This is a genomic window from Nonomuraea sp. NPDC050202 (genome assembly GCF_040656115.1).
GTDB lineage: Bacteria > Actinomycetota > Actinomycetes > Streptosporangiales > Streptosporangiaceae > Nonomuraea.
The window spans coordinates 52,743-69,232 of sequence record NZ_JBFALF010000050.1 but is presented as its reverse complement, the minus strand read 5'-3'; the positions used below and the strand labels follow the sequence as shown (position 1 = coordinate 69,232).

General features: G+C 69.9%; 23 protein-coding genes and 1 pseudogene. 5 read left to right on the top strand and 19 right to left on the bottom strand.

The genetic code is table 11. From position 1 onward, the window contains the following. A pseudogene (locus tag AB0I79_RS56920) lies at nt 1–158 on the bottom strand (prolyl aminopeptidase); the annotation flags it as partial. A gap of 116 nt (nt 159–274) precedes the next feature. On the opposite strand from AB0I79_RS56920, the gene AB0I79_RS56915 reads away from it, so the two are divergent. After that, complete coding sequence (locus AB0I79_RS56915) at nt 275–718, top strand: MarR family transcriptional regulator (RefSeq protein ID WP_357893290.1); 444 nt, start codon at nt 275–277, stop codon at nt 716–718. Then, the gene (locus AB0I79_RS56910) at nt 715–2,013 is read left to right on the top strand and encodes an MFS transporter (protein WP_357893288.1); all 1,299 of its coding nucleotides are present in this window, start codon (nt 715–717) and stop codon (nt 2,011–2,013) included. The genes AB0I79_RS56915 and AB0I79_RS56910 overlap by 4 nt, the downstream gene beginning before the upstream one ends. Nucleotides 2,014–2,071: 58 nt before the next feature. On the opposite strand, the gene AB0I79_RS56905 is transcribed toward AB0I79_RS56910, so the two are convergent. From AB0I79_RS56905 to AB0I79_RS56845, 13 genes are all read right to left on the bottom strand, one after another. After that, nucleotides 2,072–3,448 carry an MFS transporter gene (locus AB0I79_RS56905; RefSeq protein ID WP_357893286.1) on the bottom strand — a complete coding sequence of 459 codons (1,377 nt, stop codon included), beginning with the start codon at nt 3,446–3,448 and terminating at the stop codon, nt 2,072–2,074. A gap of 132 nt (nt 3,449–3,580) precedes the next feature. Beyond that, nucleotides 3,581–3,883 (bottom strand): hypothetical protein, encoded by a 303-nt coding sequence (locus AB0I79_RS56900; RefSeq protein WP_357893284.1) that lies wholly within the window; start codon nt 3,881–3,883, stop codon nt 3,581–3,583. 97 nt (nt 3,884–3,980) lie between these two features. Continuing rightward, entirely contained in the window at nt 3,981–4,667 is a 687-nt protein-coding gene (locus tag AB0I79_RS56895) for a serine hydrolase domain-containing protein (protein WP_357893282.1), read from the bottom strand. A 44-nt stretch (nt 4,668–4,711) separates the two neighbouring features. After that, nucleotides 4,712–4,993 carry a hypothetical protein gene (locus AB0I79_RS56890; RefSeq protein ID WP_357893280.1) on the bottom strand — a complete coding sequence of 94 codons (282 nt, stop codon included), beginning with the start codon at nt 4,991–4,993 and terminating at the stop codon, nt 4,712–4,714. Then, nucleotides 4,924–5,301, bottom strand: a complete 378-nt coding sequence (locus AB0I79_RS56885) for a hypothetical protein (RefSeq protein ID WP_357893294.1) — start codon at nt 5,299–5,301, stop codon at nt 4,924–4,926. Before AB0I79_RS56885 ends, AB0I79_RS56890 begins: the two co-directional genes overlap by 70 nt. A gap of 30 nt (nt 5,302–5,331) precedes the next feature. Continuing rightward, nucleotides 5,332–5,394, bottom strand: a complete 63-nt coding sequence (locus AB0I79_RS56880) for a hypothetical protein (RefSeq protein ID WP_357893292.1) — start codon at nt 5,392–5,394, stop codon at nt 5,332–5,334. Nucleotides 5,395–5,504: 110 nt separating this feature from the next. Beyond that, nucleotides 5,505–5,915 (bottom strand): hypothetical protein, encoded by a 411-nt coding sequence (locus AB0I79_RS56875; RefSeq protein WP_357893278.1) that lies wholly within the window; start codon nt 5,913–5,915, stop codon nt 5,505–5,507. 34 nt (nt 5,916–5,949) lie between these two features. After that, entirely contained in the window at nt 5,950–6,963 is a 1,014-nt protein-coding gene (locus AB0I79_RS56870; protein ID WP_357893276.1) for a nuclear transport factor 2 family protein, read from the bottom strand. Between the two features lie 344 nt (nt 6,964–7,307). Then, a complete protein-coding gene (locus AB0I79_RS56865; RefSeq protein WP_357893274.1) occupies nt 7,308–7,634 on the bottom strand; it encodes a DUF1330 domain-containing protein in 327 nt (108 codons plus the stop codon). A 135-nt stretch (nt 7,635–7,769) separates the two neighbouring features. Continuing rightward, complete coding sequence (locus tag AB0I79_RS56860; RefSeq protein WP_357893272.1) at nt 7,770–8,138, bottom strand: nuclear transport factor 2 family protein; 369 nt, start codon at nt 8,136–8,138, stop codon at nt 7,770–7,772. Beyond that, on the bottom strand, nt 8,122–8,580 hold the full coding sequence (locus AB0I79_RS56855; RefSeq protein ID WP_357893270.1) for a hypothetical protein: 459 nt from the start codon (nt 8,578–8,580) through the stop codon (nt 8,122–8,124). Before AB0I79_RS56855 ends, AB0I79_RS56860 begins: the two co-directional genes overlap by 17 nt. Nucleotides 8,581–8,666: 86 nt before the next feature. Next, on the bottom strand, nt 8,667–9,296 hold the full coding sequence (locus AB0I79_RS56850) for a LysE family translocator (RefSeq protein ID WP_357893268.1): 630 nt from the start codon (nt 9,294–9,296) through the stop codon (nt 8,667–8,669). A 488-nt stretch (nt 9,297–9,784) separates the two neighbouring features. Next, nucleotides 9,785–10,222, bottom strand: a complete 438-nt coding sequence (locus AB0I79_RS56845; protein ID WP_357893266.1) for a hypothetical protein — start codon at nt 10,220–10,222, stop codon at nt 9,785–9,787. A 113-nt stretch (nt 10,223–10,335) separates the two neighbouring features. Between AB0I79_RS56845 and AB0I79_RS56840 the strand changes: the two genes are divergently transcribed. Next, entirely contained in the window at nt 10,336–10,476 is a 141-nt protein-coding gene (locus tag AB0I79_RS56840) for a helix-turn-helix domain-containing protein (protein WP_357893264.1), read from the top strand. Here AB0I79_RS56840 and AB0I79_RS56835 read toward each other — a convergent pair. After that, complete coding sequence (locus AB0I79_RS56835; protein WP_357893262.1) at nt 10,461–11,057, bottom strand: helix-turn-helix domain-containing protein; 597 nt, start codon at nt 11,055–11,057, stop codon at nt 10,461–10,463. The two genes, AB0I79_RS56840 and AB0I79_RS56835, sit on opposite strands and share 16 nt — an antisense overlap. An 81-nt stretch (nt 11,058–11,138) precedes the next feature. Here AB0I79_RS56835 and AB0I79_RS56830 point away from each other — a divergent pair, with 81 nt between their 5' ends. After that, a complete protein-coding gene (locus AB0I79_RS56830) occupies nt 11,139–12,587 on the top strand; it encodes an amidase (RefSeq protein ID WP_357893260.1) in 1,449 nt (482 codons plus the stop codon). A gap of 235 nt (nt 12,588–12,822) precedes the next feature. Here AB0I79_RS56830 and AB0I79_RS56825 read toward each other — a convergent pair whose 3' ends face one another. From AB0I79_RS56825 to AB0I79_RS56815, 3 genes are all read right to left on the bottom strand, one after another. After that, the gene (locus AB0I79_RS56825) at nt 12,823–13,221 is read right to left on the bottom strand and encodes a hypothetical protein (RefSeq protein ID WP_357893258.1); all 399 of its coding nucleotides are present in this window, start codon (nt 13,219–13,221) and stop codon (nt 12,823–12,825) included. Between the two features lie 121 nt (nt 13,222–13,342). Beyond that, a complete protein-coding gene (locus AB0I79_RS56820) occupies nt 13,343–14,908 on the bottom strand; it encodes a Gfo/Idh/MocA family oxidoreductase (protein ID WP_357893256.1) in 1,566 nt (521 codons plus the stop codon). A gap of 172 nt (nt 14,909–15,080) precedes the next feature. After that, nucleotides 15,081–15,272: a hypothetical protein gene (locus tag AB0I79_RS56815; RefSeq protein ID WP_357893254.1), complete on the bottom strand. Its 192-nt coding sequence runs from the start codon at nt 15,270–15,272 to the stop codon at nt 15,081–15,083. On the opposite strand from AB0I79_RS56815, the gene AB0I79_RS56810 reads away from it, so the two are divergent. Beyond that, nucleotides 15,271–15,648: a VOC family protein gene (locus AB0I79_RS56810; protein ID WP_357893252.1), complete on the top strand. Its 378-nt coding sequence runs from the start codon at nt 15,271–15,273 to the stop codon at nt 15,646–15,648. The genes AB0I79_RS56815 and AB0I79_RS56810 overlap by 2 nt on opposite strands. A gap of 348 nt (nt 15,649–15,996) precedes the next feature. On the opposite strand, the gene AB0I79_RS56805 is transcribed toward AB0I79_RS56810, so the two are convergent. After that, entirely contained in the window at nt 15,997–16,461 is a 465-nt protein-coding gene (locus AB0I79_RS56805; RefSeq protein WP_357893250.1) for a MarR family winged helix-turn-helix transcriptional regulator, read from the bottom strand. Nucleotides 16,462–16,490 lie beyond the last annotated feature (29 nt).

Genomic DNA, 16,490 nt, shown 5'->3' with positions numbered 1-16,490 from the left:
CCGGTCGAGCAGCCCGACCCCGGTCCGCCGTGCACGACCACGGCGGGCTTGCCGTCCGGATTGCCGCAGACCTCCCAGTAGACGAGGTTGCCGTCACCGACGTCGAGCATGCCGTGCTCGTACGGTTCGATCGGGGGATACAAGAGGGCTCCTCTCATGATGGGAAAGAGATCAGGGTCATCGACCCTGACGCAGCCTCCAAATATCGTAGCGCTGTTATATTAGCGCTGTGACATCTTCGGACCCTACTGGGCTACCCGACCCCTGGCGCTCCTTGCACGAGCTTCTGGCGAGCATGGACGCCGAGATCGAGCAGGTCTACGTCGAGCGTGGCCTCAAGGGGGTGCGGCCTCGGTTCGCCTATCCGCTGATCCGGCTCGCTCACACCGGACCGCTCACCATCCGCGAGCTTGCGAGGTCCCTGAACCGCTCGCACTCTGCGATCAGCCAGACCATCGCCGCCATGCGCAAGGAGGATCTGGTCATCTCGGAGCCGGGATGTGACGCCCGCACCCGGCGGATCAGCCTGACCGAGCGCGGCCGGTTGCTGGTGCCGTTCCTGGAGGCGGAGTGGCGCGCTACCCATGAGACGGTCGCCGAGCTGGACAGCGAGCTGCCGTACGCGATGACCGCCGTTGTCGAGGACGTGCGGTGGGCGCTGGAAGGCCGGTCGATGCGGCAGCGGATCCTCCATCATCTTGCCGAGCCACCGCGATGAGGCGTGTTCGTGTCCGGCTTCTCGACACCCGCCCGCTGCGTTGCAGCCAGTCGTTTCGCGACCTGTGGATCGGCACCTCGGTCTCTCAACTCGGCGGACAGATGGCCAACGTGGCGGTGCTGGCCCAGGTCTGGGACCTGACCGGCAGCCCCGTGGGCACCGGCGCCATCGGGCTCGCCACCGGCCTGCCGACGGTGCTGTTCGGGCTGCTCGGCGGCACGCTGGCCGATACCGTCGACCGCCGTGCGGTGGTGCGGGCCACCACCGCGGGGCACTTGCTGGCCGCTGCGGGGCTGTGCGTCCAGGCTCTGGCGGACAACCGGAACGTGCTGTTGCTGCTCGCCTTGGTCGCCCTGGGGACGAGCTGCAGCGCTCTCGGAGTTCCTGCCCGGCGCGCCTTTCCGGTCCGACTGTTGCCGAGCGACCAGGTCGCGGCCGGTCTCGCGCTGACCAACGTGTCGTTTCAGGCGGCGGTGCTGGCCGGTCCCGCGCTGGCCGGGCTGGTCATCGCCCGCTGGGATTTCCCTGCCGCCTACGCGGCCCAGGCTGTGGCTCTGGCAGTGTCGATGCTCGCGGCGGCCCGTCTACCTGTCATGCGGCCCGAAGGCGGCGACGCGGCGAGCGGCAGGCGTCGGCCGAAGCGTGGGGGTTGGCGGATCGTTCTACGCCGTCCGACGTTGTGGGGCTCGATGGCCACCGACCTGTCCGCAACGCTGCTCGCCATGCCCATTGCGCTCTTCCCGCTGGTCAACGAGGTCCGCTTCGGGGGAGATCCGCAGACCCTCGGCCTGTTCCTGTCGGCCGTCGCGGTCGGGGGGATCACGGCCGGTCTGCTCTCCGGCACGGTGATCCGATGGCGCCGCGCCGGCCTGGTCCAGCTGTCCGCAGCCGGTGTCTGGGGTCTGGCGCTGGCCTGTTTCGGCTTCGCGGGGCCGTTGTGGCTCGCGCTAGGCTGCCTGGCCGTGGCGGGCGCCGCCGACACCGTTTCCGTCGTCACCCGCAGTGCCCTGGTCCAATGGGAGACCCCGGACGCCTACCGGGGGCGGGTCTCCTCGGTGGAGCACGTCATCGGCGTCGCCGGCCCCGAGCTCGGCAACTTCCGTGGTGGCCTGTTGGCGTCGGCCACCTCGGCCTCCTTCTCCCTGGTCTTCGGCGGGCTGTCCGCCGTCCTGGCGATCGCCGTCGTGTCCGCGGCCAATGCCCCCCTCCGTACCTACCGCACGCCGCTTGCCGCCGGGACGCCGGCCGCCCCAGGCGCTGACGACGCGGTGGCGGCCGCCGGCCAGTCAGGCTGAGCCGTCCCCAGCCCCGACGCGTCCTCGCGCGGTCGTCACTCGGCGCCACGAGGCGCACTCAGTCGTCGGCGTCCCGTCGGGGGCGGGTGACCCCGTCCCGGCGTGGTGGTAAGGCGAACGCGACGACGCCGACGACGGCCAGCACCGCCGCGATGATCGCGAACGCCGTGCCGTAGCCGCCCGCCAGCGCCTGAGCGTGCGCCGGGCCGGCGGGCTCGTCGGCCCGGCCGGAGGTGAGCGCGACCAGGACGGCCAGGCCGAGCGCGCCGCCGAGCTGCTTGGCGGTGTTCATCAGCCCGGAGGCGGCGCCGGCGTCCGCCGCCGCGACACCCGCCGTGACGGTGACGGTCAGCGGCGTGTTGAGCAGGCCGCCGCCGAGCGAGATCAGCACGGCCGGGCCGAGGATCGCCGCCAGGTAGGAGTCGCCCGGGGCGATGCGGCTCTGCCACAGGAATCCGGCGGCACCGATCAGAGCTCCGGCGGTGATGAGGAGGCGATCGTCTGCCCGGCGCATCAGCCATGGTGTCAGGCGCAGCCCGACCAGCATGGTGAGCAGCGTGTGGGGGAGGAAGGCCAGCCCGGTCTGCAGCGGTCCGTAGCCCAGCACGCGCTGCATGGACAGGGTGAGGAAGTACCACATGGGATTGAGGCAGGCGCCGGCAAGCAGCATCGCCAGGTTGCCCAGCCACACCGCCCGCGGCCGCACGAGGTCGGGCGGGACCAGCGGCGCGCGGGCCAGGCGCGCCTCTACCACCACGAACAATCCCACCATGACCGTCCCGGCGAGGAAGAAGGCGGGCACGCCGTCGAGGCCGTAGGCCAGCGCGGCCAGCCCGCCCGTGGCCAGCGCCCCGCCCAGCAGGTCCAGGCGTGGCGCGGCCCGCCGTACCGGGCCGGGCGGCAGCAGGCGGGCGGCGGCCAGGCAGGCCAGCCCGATCGGCACGTTGACCAGCATGATCCAGCGCCAGGACAGGTACTCCGTCAGCACCCCGCCGACGATGTTGCCCGCGGTCCCGCCCGCCAGGCTCACGGCCGTCCAGGTGGCGATGGCCCGGGTGCGGCGCGTCCCCTCGGGAAAGGCGGTGGTCACAATGGTGAGCGTGACCGGGGCGAGGACGGCGGCGCCGAGACCCTGAGCGGCACGGGCGCCGATCAGCATCCCCGCGGTGCCGGCCAGACCGCCGGCCAGGCTGGCGGCGGTGAACAGGCCGAGGCCGGCGGTGAGGACGCGGCGGTGCCCGTACAGGTCGGCCAGACGCCCTCCGAGCAGCAGAAAACCGCCGAAGACCAGGGCGTAGGCGTTGCCCACCCACATCAGATGCCGCGCGTCGAAAGCGAGCGCGTCCTGGATCGACGGCAGCGCCACGTTCACGACCGACACGTCGAGCACGACCATGAACTGCGCCGCGCACACGAGCGCCAGGACGGCTCTCACTCTCGCACACCCCGAACTCAAAACAATGAGATCACATTGATTTACTGTTTCATCATACAATCCAATGTGGTCGCATCGTGAAGATAGATACGGCAGGGCGACATGCACGCGGACCCGGGGTGCGCCGTTCAGCTAGTCGACCAGGGCCTGATAGACCAGCTGACGGAGCTGGCCGAGGACAGGCCGGACGCTCGACGGGATAATCTGCGAAAGGAAGATCACAGTCAGCTCCTCCGCAGGGTCCACCCAGAACATGGTGCTCGCCGCCCCGCCCCAGTTGTATTCGCCGTCCGAGGCCAGGCTCTTCTGCCTGACGGCGTCCTGCACGACGGCGAAGCCGAGCCCGAAGCCGACGCCGCTGTTGGAAATCTCGGAGAAGATCGGCCTGCCGAACTCCTCCAGATCGGCACCACCGGGCAGGTGGTTGCGCGTCATGTAGGCGATCGTGCGTGAGCCGAGAACCCGGGCCCCTCGAACCCGCCGCCACGCAGCAGCATCTGGGTGAACCGGTGGTAGTCACCCGCGGTCGAGATCACCCCGTGGCCGCCTGACAGCAGCGCGGCTCGGCCAGGAACCGGTCGAGCGGCAAGCCGGAGATCACCTCGATGAGCCTGCCGAGCACGTCCGTGGCGACCGAGTAGTTCCACTGCGATCCCGGCTCGAACAGCAGCGGCAACCTGACCCACCGCTCGACGCAGCCCGCCAGGTCCAGCCCTGTCGGGTAGGGCCCGTCGAAGCCTGCCGCGCGGTACATCTCATCCACGACGCTCTGGTGGTAGAACTCACGGGTCAGGCCCGCTGTGTGGGTGAGCAGGTGCCAGATGCGGATCGGCTCGGCCGCCGGCCGGGTGAGGGGTGAGACCGCGGGCCCGCCCTGGTAGATGCGCATGTCGGCGAAGTCCGGAAGGTACATGGCCACCGGGTCGGTGAGCAGCAGCCGCCCCTCTTCGTGCAGCGTCATCAACACCACCGACGTGATCGGCTTCGACATGGAGTAGATCCGGAACAGCGTGTCCGGTGTGACGGGAAGGTCGGCCGCGATGTCGCGATTGCCGCACGTCGACAGGTGTACGACCTGTCCTCTCCGGCTGATCAGGATCAGCCGGCCGGGCCATCGGCCGTCCTCCACGCCGGCGGCGAAGTAGCCATCGATCCTGGCCAGCCGTCTGGGATCGAATCCCACCTCCGCGGGGTCGCCCGTCAAGGACACCGCACTCATCGACAACCTCCGTCGTCCTTCAGCGTTGTTGTCGCAAGCGGATCTCAAGGCTGCCGGTGGTGGGCCGGGGTCCAGGGGTAGCGGTTGTTGTTGGCGTAGGTACGGATCGAGGTGCCGATCGAGTTGGTGACCCAGAAGATCATGGCGTGGGTGAGCAGGTCGTCCTTGCTGAAGACGGTCTCGATGTCGCCGCCGTTGTCGCTCCAGTTGACCCAGCGTTCCAGGATCCAGGCGAGCATCCCGGCGGGTGAGTCGGTCAGGCCGTAGGCGAGGGTGCTCGGGGCGAGCATGTGCGCGGCCAGATGGACGGCGAAACGCCTCTCCATCGCGACGATTGCGGCGTGAACCTCCGCGGGCAGGCCGTCGGGGATGGGCCGGCCGCCGGTGAGGTCCCAGGCCCGCTCGCCGTTGAAGAAGGTGAGCTTCTGGCCGGAGCCGATGTGGATGGCGTGGAGCTTGTCGGCGTACTTGTGACGTGGTCGGGCAACGGGCTGGAGAAGCCGAACCCTGGAAAGGAAGGGACGATCACGTCGAACGCCTCCGCCGGGTCGCCGCCGTGGGCGCCCGGGTCGGCCAACGGGTCGACGACCTTGGACCAGTGCCAGAACGTCCAGGGCCAGCCGTGCGTGAGGATCAGCGGCGTCGGGGCAGGGCCGGTCCCGGGTCAGCACATGAAGTGGACCGGGACGCCGTCGACCTCGACGCGGTAGTGCTCGTAGGCATTGATCGCGGCCTCGGCCTTGCGCCACCAGTCCTTGGCCGTCCGGCCATACCGGCAGGTTGTCAGCGCGGGGCGATGCGCTCATCACGGCAGCCTGATCAGAGTCACCTGCGCGATCACCCGACGTCGGGTAGTGCCGCGCTGATGGTGATCCCGCCGCCGAGGACTGCGTTCACCGACAGCCGGCCACCCAGTTCTGCGAACCGGGCCCGGTCGGCGCGCAGGCGCTCGACGAGCTGCCCGGGCGGCAGCCCGATGCCGTCGCCGCTGACGGTCAGGCGCAGGCCGCGGGCGCCCGCGGTGAGCGCGAAGCCCACGTGCCGCACCGTGCCGTCGGCCTCGAAGCCGTTCAGGATGTCGAGGACCGTGGCCTGGACGAGCTCCGCGAACGGGGCGGTCAGGGGCTCGCGGGGGAGTGCCCACACCTCCACGGCGATTCCGGTCATGTGGGACCAGTGCTCGAGGTGGGCGCGCAGATCTCGCGCGGGCGCGATCCGCTCGTCGGGGCGGAGTCCGTCCAGTGCCATGGTCTTCCTTAGCTGTCGGTACGGTGATGCCGGCTCAGGAGGCGGAGCGCAGCAGGCCGTACAGGTTGGTGATCTTGCCGGCGTCGGCGATGAGGGGCAGGGTGTCGAACGTCAGGCTCCAGTCGGCGACCTTGCCGTTGCGGTGGCCGAAGCGTTCGATGACGCCGTAGGTGATCTCTCTGCCCTGGCTGCGCACGGTGCCGTACCACTCCTGGTAGGTGGCCTCGCGGGTGTGGATCGCCTGTCCGGGGCGCAGGTTCGTGGGGTTGCGGCCCTGCTCGTCGTCGTCGAACCTGCTGAGCAGCCTGTCGAGGTAGGCCAGCTTGGCGGCCGTCGTGTACAGCTTGCGGCCGTCCAGTCCCGGGCCGGTCAGGGGCGCCCCGCCCGTGGCGGCGACCAGAGCGCGGGCGTTCCTGGCGTTCCAGGCGGCGGCCCGGCCGAGCAGGCCCTTGCGCAGCCGTGCCGCCGGCGCCTCGGCCGGGGGCACGGCGTCGGCTGTGCGGTCGGTGATCCCGCCGAACAGGTTGTCCAGCTTCAACTCCCCGGTCGCGATGGGCGCGAACCACGAGTAGCGGTCGTAATAGCGCCGTCCCTGCACCACGTCGCCGGATCCGTCGAGGACCACCCGGTAGATGGCGGGGTAGTCGATCGCCTTGCCGCCGATGACGGCCGTGTTGTGGGCTCCGTACATCACGGTGTCGCCGCCGGCGGCGATGCGCTGCGGGGTGAAACCGATCTGCGGCACCAGCCCGAGGGTCGCCGTGATGGAGTTCCTGATGTTCTCCTTGCCGCGGATGAGGGGGCTGGCGGCTTCCCAGAGAGTCGCATCCTCGGCGAACATCACGGTGTAGGCCCCGACCCGCTCGGTGCCCTCGCCGGTGGGCATGGAGCCGAACCGGGTCTGCCGGTTGATGAAGGTCTGTGCCTGAGGGGAGATCGTGCCCTCGATCACCGGGCCGTCCGCCTGCTGGGCCCACGAGGGGTCGGCGAACGTGGTGAGAGTCAGGGCGCTTAGGAGGGCGGCGGCCAGAAACCGCTTCTTGGTCATGGTCGTTCTTCTCCTCGGGCGCCTGAGCACAGGCGCCGGTCGGGATCGTGTCGGGAAGAGTCGTGCATGCGGCCGATACGCTCGTCGGCGGGTGATCAAGGCCACGTCGAAGCCCGCCGGCCCCTGGGCGAAGCGGGCGAGGTCATGGTGAGAGAGCCCACCGGCCGGGCGGACGCGAAGGTGAAGCCGACTGCTGTTCCCGTTCGTCGGCTGGGCGCGTCGGACGGCGCCTCGTCGGGAACGTCGACAGGGGCGGGCCTCGGCGGGTGATGGTCATGGCAGGTCGCCCGTTCAGCGCGGCGCGTTCCTGCCGTGCAGGGTGTCGAAGTGTGTCAGTGTCTCCGTCAGGCGGAGCGCAGCGCGTCAGCCATCTCGGCCGAGTCGTGGTCGGGGTCGACACCGTCCACGATGACCAGGTCGCCATCCAGATGGGCGGTACGGAGCGGTTTGATCTCCTGGTAGGCGGCCGAGTCGTAGAAGTCGCGAGCGTGTTTCATCGATGGGAACTCCACCAGCACGACGTCTCCGGGCCACTGTCCCTCCCGGACCTCCATCGCGCCTCCGTGCACGAGGAACCGGCCCGAGAAGGGGTCCAACGCCGACTGGACCCTCTCCAGGTACTCCAGCACCTCGGGGTGGACCTCGGCGGACTTGCGAAGATGTGCGAGCATGTAAGCGGTCATCATTCCTCCTTCAGATACGTGTGCACCGGGCGCCGCTGATCCTCGTGCGGAAGCCCGGACCTGGCGCCGATGGCGTCTCGGCGGCCCAGGGGAGGGCCCTTGACAGGGCCCGTCCGCGCGGGCTCAGGCGCCGGCCGGCACCCGGTCGAGAAACCCGAGCACCTGGCTGATGCGGCCGTCGCCGCCGATCACGGCGACGTCGAAGCCGATGACGATCGGATCGGCGCCCGCGGCACCGAGATGCCAGGTGAAGCGGGCGATGTCGTGGTGCGCGTCGACGGGGCCGCCCAGGCTGAACTTCAGCCCTTCGAACTGCCCCTGCACCGCCGCGATGGTGGCGTCCAGGCCATCGCGGCCCTGAACCGCCACCACGGGGTCGGTGTACGTGACGTCCTCAGCGAACACCTGCGCGACAAGGGCCTGTCGCGCCTGCGGGCGGGTCTCGTTCCACGCCGCCAGATAGCGCTCGACCAGTTCATTCATGTCGCTCATCGACTGTGTCTCCTTCGTGATCGTTTCTGCGGCCCACCGCTTGTCGCAGGCAGATGGATCCGCGCTTATCCCGGCGTTCCGGATGTCCATAAGCCTGGCGTTCTGGAGCCCCAGGAACAATCTCAAGTCCAGTAACGTGCCATAACCTCCCGCTAATCAGTTGAAAGGGAGCGCGCAGGTGGAGCTTCGCGACATCGAAATCTTCCTGACGTTGGAGCAGCTGCACTTCGGCCGCACAGCCCAGCGGCTGCAGCTGTTCGAAGATCCGCGATTGGCTGAGGGTATCGGCGGCTTCCATGGTCATGCCGTTCAGTGCCAAGGAACGACGACCACGCCACCATGCAGCGGACGTCACATCCCTGGCGGGCCAACTCGCGCCCTGCAGGGACAGTTCTCGCATTTCTGGGCAGAACAGCGCCCGGCCGAGTACGAAGGAGGTCATGAGCCGAGCAGGCAACAGCCGCGCCCCTCGTATCCGCTGAACTACGCCGTGTCTCTCAAGGCAACGGCATTGGCAGTCTCACCTTGTCAGCGTTCAACCGCGAGAGTGATGCCCAGTCCGATGAAGACGCTTCCGGTCGCGGCATCGATCCGGCGACGCACCGCCTGACGGCGGCGCAGCCAGCCGCCGATCCTTCCGGCCAGCACGCCGACCGTTGCGTCGGCCATGAACTCCAGGGCTATCAGGATCGCGCCGAGGATGGCGAACTGCAGCCAGACGGGTCCTGCGGCAGGGTTGATGAACTGCGGAAGAAAGGCGATCATGAACGTGAATGTCTGCGGGTTGGCCATGGAGGAGACCACGCCGTTGAGAAAGGCCCGGCGACCCGACATCCCCCCAAGGGCTGGATCATCGGTTTGACCCTTCTTCCGATTGCGGATCATCTGGATGCCAAGGTAGATCAGATACGCGGCGCCGGCGAACCGTAGCACCGTGAAGACGACGGGGAACGCCGTCAGTAGCACGGCGAGCCCCGCAGCGGCCGCGACGACGTACAACGCGTCCCCTGTGATGATCCCGACTGTGGCCAGCAGCCCGGCTCGGGCGCCGCCACGCACACCGCATCCGAGCACGAACAGCATGTCGGGTCCTGGAGTGATCAAAGCGACGATAGTGGTCACTGTGAATACAGCAAGCAGATGGGCATCGATCGGCATCTGGTGATTCTCCCATCTCATGCCGGCATCGGCCTCAGGGTGCCGCCAGGGCCGAACCGCCCCGGCTTTGATCGAGACTGTGGTGCGCCCCGACTTCGATCCAGACGCTCCAACCGGATGGCTCGGCCCTCGGTCCGGGGACCGCTGAACGACCGTCCGGATGCGGGTTCGCCGCCGTCCAGGCGGTTCCAGGGTCGGCATCCCGTCCCGGACCGGGCCAGCTCCAGCCCGGCCCGGGGCGGCCGGCAGCAGATCCTGCATGTGGCTGATGCCCAGCGCGCCCGCGACGCCGTGGCGACTCCTCGGGCGATGTGGACGAGCACCAGCGCCACGATCCCGGTGAACATCGCCACCAGCGTGAAGTACACGATCACGAGCCCCATGCCGATCAGGATCACGCGGCCCCTGCTCCAGCGACGGGCAACAGCAGCAGAGCGAGCGCCGCGGGGATCTCCGCGACGGTTGGGGATGTCCGGAGCCGGCCGGGTTCATGCCGGTGGCCGAGAGCGGGATGACGGCGCGTACCTTGCCGCCCGCGCTGTGCTGGACCGGCTCGGCGGCCCGTTCGAGGCGCACATGACCGAGGCTGTGGCGGGCCAGCCGGTCGCGCATGCGGGTCTCGATCTGACGCCAGAGGGTCTCGGGGTCGGCACCGGGGGCGGGTGCAGCCGGATGCGGAGCGTGGCCGGCGCGGTCTGGACGATCTGGAACAGCTCCGGGCCGGGCACCGCTTCCAGCAGGGTGGCCAGCGGCAGCGGGGGGAGGGTGACCGGCGTCTGTTCCCCCGCCGGGCCGGGGCCGGGGAAGGTGAGCAGGTCGGCGGTGCGGCCCTGGACGCGGACGGCCGGGCCGGGGTGGCCGCACGGGCACGGATCGGGCCGGAGCAGGACGCTGTCGCCGAGGTCGTAGCGCAGGATCGGCTGCACGTGGTTGGCCAGGTTGGTCAGCAGCCACCAGGTCGGCCGGGGGCTGGTGCACGCTGAAGGCGGCGACGCGGGAGCGGCCGCGCAGCCGGGGCGGCGGCCACGGTGGAGGCGAAATGCCCGCCCTCGGGTATCACCGGCGACATGCGGGCCACGTACCGGAACCCGTCACGGTCACGGTGGGCCGGCTGCGGCGCAGGCCCGGCGACCCGCCGATCATCGCGACGGCACGCGGAGCCGGCTACCGGGTCGCCTGATCCACGATCGCCTCCACGATCCTCATCAGCCGATCGCCCGGCTGAGCGATGCTTCCGTTGTGCGCGCTGACCTGCGCGCCTTCGAGGACGAAGGTGATCTCGGCTGCGGCCTGCTCAGGGTCGGGCAACCCGGCCGCGGCGCACATGCCGACCAGCCTGCGGGTCTGGAGCGCCTTGTGCTCCTCGATCACCTGCCGTGCGGGATGGGAGCGATCGGGCAGTTCGGCGAGGGAGTTGATGAACGGGCAGCCCCGGTACGAGATCGCCGGCAATCCCTCGGCGATGAAGCGGGCCAGGGCCAGGATCTGCTCCCGGGGCCGGTCGGGATGTTCGGTTTCGGCCCGGTCGAAGGCCGCCTGGTAGTCGGCGGCGACGATCCGCAGCCACTCCGCGACCAGCGCGTCCTTGGTCGCGAAGTGGCGGTAGATCGCCATTTTGGTGGTCTCGGCCCGCTCGGCGATCGCCTGGACGCCTACCCGCCGGATCCCCTCGCTCTGGAAGAGCTCTTCCGCCGCGTCGAGGATGCGTTCGCGAGGCGGCAGTTTCGCCACCCTGCTCGGCCTTCTGACGGTCGCTGCCATGCCCGCTACGGTACCAGTCCGTTCCACGCGATACCGTTCGGTATCGTCAGAGACTCAACGGTATCGTTCTAGGGAGAGACAGTGAGAGTGACCGAGTACGCGAGCTTCGACGCGATCGGGCTCGCCGAACTGGTGGCCAAGGGCGAGGTGAGCCCCGCCGAACTCCAAGCAGCCGCACATGAGGCCGCGCAGGCGGTCAACCCGCAGATCAACGCCATCGTGGAGACCTGGCAGGCCGACGACGAGCCCGCCCCCGGCAGCACACCGCTGGCCGGAGTCCCCTTCCTGATCAAGGACATCGGCGTCTCCATGGCCGGGAGGCGCATGGAACTGGGCAGCCGTCTGGCGGCCGGCAACGTCTCCGGCGCCGACTCCTTCCTGATGCGCCGCTTTCGCCGTGCCGGCCTGGTGACGTTCGGACGTACCACGACACCGGAGATGGCCTACAGCAACACCACGGAACCCGTGCTGTACGGCGCGACCCGCAACCCCTGGGACCTGGAGCGCAGCGCGGGCGGATCCAGCGGCGGTGCCGGCGCGGCCGTCGCCGCCGGGGTCGTCCCGATCGCGCACGCCACCGACGCCGCCGGCTCGATCCGCATTCCCGCCTCCTGCAACGGCCTCTTCGGGCTGAAGCCCACCCGTGGCCGGGTTTCCGCGGGCCCCTACGCCGACGAGATCTTCAACGGCCTGGCCGTGCACGGCAGCGTCAGCCGTACGGTACGCGACAGCGCGGCACTGCTCGACCAGATCCGCGGCCCGGAACCGGGCGACCCCTACTTCGCCCAGGAACCGCCCCGGCCGTACGCCGAGGAAGTCACCCGCCACCCCGGCTCGCTCCGGATCGGCGTCCTCACCCAGGCATGGGGCGGACACCGCACCACCGCACCCGTGGCCGGCGCTGTCTCCCGCACCGCGCACCTGCTCGAATCCCTCGGCCACCGGGTGGAGGAGGTCAAGGTGGACCTCGGGGCGGACTGGGAAGAGTTCGTCCTGGCCAGCGCCCATCAGTGGACGGCGAACCTGACGGCCTCGATTGACGAGTTGGCCACCGCCACAGGCCGGCCCATCGACTCCTCGACCTTGGAGCCGCCCATCCTCGCCAGCTACCACTACGGGCAGCGGGTCAGCGGCGCCCAGTTCGTCACCGCTCTCGCGATCCGGAACCGGATCGCTCGGAGCCTGGCACGGTACTTCGACGCTCACGACCTGCTGCTCACGCCGACCCTGCCGGAGCTTCCCGTGCCCTTGGGCACCCATGCCGAGGCCGCGGACGAACTGGACGGCCTCGGCTGGCTCCGCCGCCTCTTCGACCTCTCGCCGTTCACCGCGGCGTTCAACGTGGCGGGCACGCCCGCCATGTCCGTGCCCATGACGGCCGACGCCGGGACGGGCCTCCCCATCGGGATGCAGTTCGCCGCCGGTTACGGGCACGAAGGACGCCTCTTCCGCCTCGCCGGGCAACTCGAACAGGCAAGCCCGTGGTCGGGCCGAACCCCCACGGTGTGGGCAGGAGGCCAGGCCGTGTAGCGGTGCACGATTCCCGGATGAATCGATGCCGGACCGGACGATCGACGAGGATCCAACGAGCCCATCTCTGACCTGGGAACACACCGGGCAGCACTGCCTGCATGGACAGTGCCTGAAGAAGCTTCCGCAGAGGAACCGCAACGTGAGTGGACACCCGGCGATCGCTACCGGAACCCCTGGCTGTCCCCGTGCTGGCCGCCTTGTCGGGGACGGCCGATCGGCCTGGGCCAGGCCGTCAACGCCGGCCATGGTGAGGAACTGGCTGAACCAGGTGAGCGCGTCGCTGGAGCTTCGCTAGCAGCAGGTTCGAGTCGTTCCCGACCAGGTTGGCGCCGTTGGTCACATAGGCCCGATGTCCTCGGACGGCGACGGCTGTGGTCCCCTGCATGCCGTCCTGGGCGTCCAGCAGGGTTTCGTGGGTGCCGTCCGCGGCCACCCGTACGAGCTTGCTGGATTGCAGTTGCGGGAGAGAGCGTACCTGGCGACGTTCGGGGCGTCCGGCGGCGTGTTCACCCTGGGGCTGACGCAGCGGTGGGGTGAGGCGTTCCCCACGCCGGCCGCCGAGGCTGCGCGGGCGGCGGGTGCCGCCGCTGCTGGCGGTCATCCCGGCCGGATTCGTCTGGATCATCGTCACGGTGGCCGGGGCTGACGTACATCAGGTGGACGGTGGCCGGGCGGTTCGAGGCGGCCCTCAGGTGACGCGGTCCGCCGCCACGAGAGTGAGGGTAGCGCCGCGCCCGTTCCCGCACCGGCGGTCACTGGCCGTCCGGGGCCGGTCGGCCGCCTTCCTGGCCGCTGCGGGCACCCGGTGCGGGGTCGGCGTCCCCGTTCGCTTCGCTGCTGCCCGGCTCGATGATCCCGGTGGCGCGGCGGCCGGCGGTTGCACCGGCCCTGAGCTGCGGGTCCTCCGGTTGCGGGCGGTCGAAGGTGGGGCGGGCCTCCTTCCAGTGGCCGCGGGTGAAGTCGGGCACCTTGACCGGGCGCAGGCGGCCGGACCTCAGCGACTCGTGGCTGAGCGGGATCACCGAGCACCACGCCGCCGAGTCGTAGACGTCGATGTCGGGCGTCATGCCGAGCCGCATCAACTGGACGAGGCGGAAGATGGAGACGAAGTCGCCGCCGCCGTGCCCGCCGTACTGGTCGGCCAGCCTTTCCAGCAGCGGCCATAACCAGTGGTCGTACTGCTGGCGGATGGCGGTGTAGGCGCTGCCGGTCCGCCACGTGTGGTCGTTGTGGCCGAGCGATTCGAGGTAGACCCGGGCGTTGTCGAGCTCGATCGACCCCCGCGTGCCGGTGAGCGTGGTCTCCCTGGTGTACGGGTGGGGAGAGTTCACGTCGTGCTCGACCCGGATGAACCGGCCGTGGACGGTGGTGACGAAGCAGGTGTGCCGGTCGCCCGAGATGTACGGCCTGTCCTGCCAGGACGAATGGTCCGGGGCCACCCGCGGGTCCTCCTCGCGGAACAGGGCCAGCGCCTTGGGCAGGGAGGCCACGGCGACCAGCTCGTCGAAGCGGTCCCCGCGGTTGATGCCCATGGCGGCCGAGACGGGCCCCAGGCCGTGCATCGGGTAGTGCAGGGCGTTCATCCGGGTCTGCCAGCGCCGCCGCCAGTACTCGGGGTGGTAGGCGCCGCCGAACAGGTACGGCCAGCGCAGGTCGTGGATGTAGCCGCCGGAGCCGTGCTGCAGATCGCCGAAGAGCCCCGCCTGGACCATGTTGAACATCTGCAGCTCGGGACGGAAGTAGTTGACGTTCTCCAGGAGCATGCAGTGCTTACGGGTCCGCTCGGACGTGCGCACCAGGCTCCAGATCTCGTCCAGGTGCGGGGAGATCGGCAGCTCGACCGCGACGTGCTTGCCGTGCTCCATGGCCGCCCTGGCCTGCGGGTAGTGCCATTCCCACGGGGTGGCGATGTAGATCAGGTCGATGTCGTCGCGCTGGACGAGCTTGAGGAAGTCCTGCTCGCCCGCGGAGTAACCGACCGGCTCGACGTCCTGGAAGCCCTGCTGCATGATGCGGGCGATGGTGCGGCTGACCCGTTCCGGACGGATGTCGCACACGGCGGTGACCGTGGAGACGGCGCCCCAGCGCACGTCCTGGCTCCCACCCCGGTTGCCGAGGCCGATGAGCCCGACCCGGACCTTCTCGAAACCCTCGAACGGCACGTTCACCATGCTGCGCTCGCCCTGGGCGCGCGGCGGTTCCCAGGCGGTCGAGGCGTCGGCGGCGCCGGCGCCGGCGACACCCGTGGCGGCGCCGAGCGAGATGCCGGACTTCAGCAGGTCGCGGCGTGAGGGGACGTAGCGGTGCAGAGGGGCCACAACGATCACTCCCTGCTCGGTGGACGGTGATGGTGCATGGCGCTTTCCCCCCGGTAGTGGGCAGTATCGATCGTCCGCTGCCCGAGGGCAAGAGAGGCGCCGCGGCACGGGAGCGCGTGCCGCCCCACGGGCGCGGGCCGAGGCCGAACGTGTGCCGGCCGATGACGACGGCTCAGACCGCCGCGTCCACCTGCCGCCGCATGTCCTGGTCGACCGGTGAGGCGTTGCCCGTCCAGTTGCCCGTCCAGTTGCCCGTCCCATCGTGCAGCCGCCGTCCGGCGCCGTCACGAGAAGGTCGGAGCCGGACGGGCGCCCCTGACATCGCGCGCATGGCGCGGGGCGGGGCGGGCACAGGAAGCGGCATGGCATGCCGCATCAGCGAATTGGTGATCAACAGCAGGGACCCCGAGCGTCTCGCCGCGTTCTGGTGTGAGGTGCTCGGCTTCGCCGTGCTCGACAGGGACGAGGGCACCGTCGAGATCGGCCCCGAGAAGGAGGGGTTCGGCGGGCTGCAGCCGACGCTCGTCTTCAACTCGTCCGACGAGCCGAGGGCCGGGAGGCTGCCGCTGCACTTCGACGTGAACGCGACCGACCGCGACCAGGACGCCGAGCTGGAGCGGCTGCTGTCCATCGGGGCCAGGCGCGCCGACGTGGGCCAGACGGGCGAGGAGTCCTGGCACGTGCTGGCTGACCCGGAGGGCAACGAGTTCTGCCTGCTGCGCCGGCGGCTCAGCCCTTGAGGGAGGTCACCGGCTGCGCTGGAAGCTCTGCCTGCCGATGACGCGGAGCAGGTCGAGCTTCTCGCGGGGCGCCCTGGTGGAGGATGTCAGCCGGCCGGACGAGTCGGACGGCATTCTCGACGACGGCGGGGCTTCCCCATGAACGTGAACACCGATTTCAGGCGGCAGCCTTCAGGCTATCTGTCGTCGTCTCGTGGTCGATCGGGCTGAGCTGGCCGAGGCGGGAGTGCACCGCCGGACCGTGTTGTAACGGGTGATCCAACGGAACACGGCCAGGCGGGCGGACCACGAGGCCACGACCACCGCACTCCAGCCCTTTTCAGGCCCATTCATCCCAGGGAGGGCGCACTAGACCGTCCCAGCGCCGCCTGGGTGGCGGGGGCGTCTGGTGTCCACGTTGTCGGTCAAGGTTTTGAGGATGCCGGGCAGTTCGGCCACCGTTTCGGCGGGCAGGCCCTCGACGGTCTCCTCCGCCAGAGCGCACCAAAGCTGCTTGACCTGCTCGGCCAGAGCTCTGCCGCTGTCGGTGAGTTCGACGATGCTCGCGCGCTTGTCGGAGGGGGCGGGTGCGCGGCGGATGTGGCCGCCGGCTTCGAGCTTGCGGGTCATGAGCGTGACGCTGGGCGGCTCGCAACCGAGCGCCTCGCTGAGCTGGGCCTGGATCATCGGGCCGTTCCGGGCGAGCTCGAGCAGGAGCGCCTCTTGGCCGGGGTGCAGGCCGAGCGGCGCCAGCAGCGATGCGGCCCTGGCCCGGTGGCGCAGGCTCAACAGGCGGATGGCCTGGTTGAGGGCGTCGGCGTGCTCGAAGTCCATGGGCTCTCCTTGACACGTTAGTTATGCAC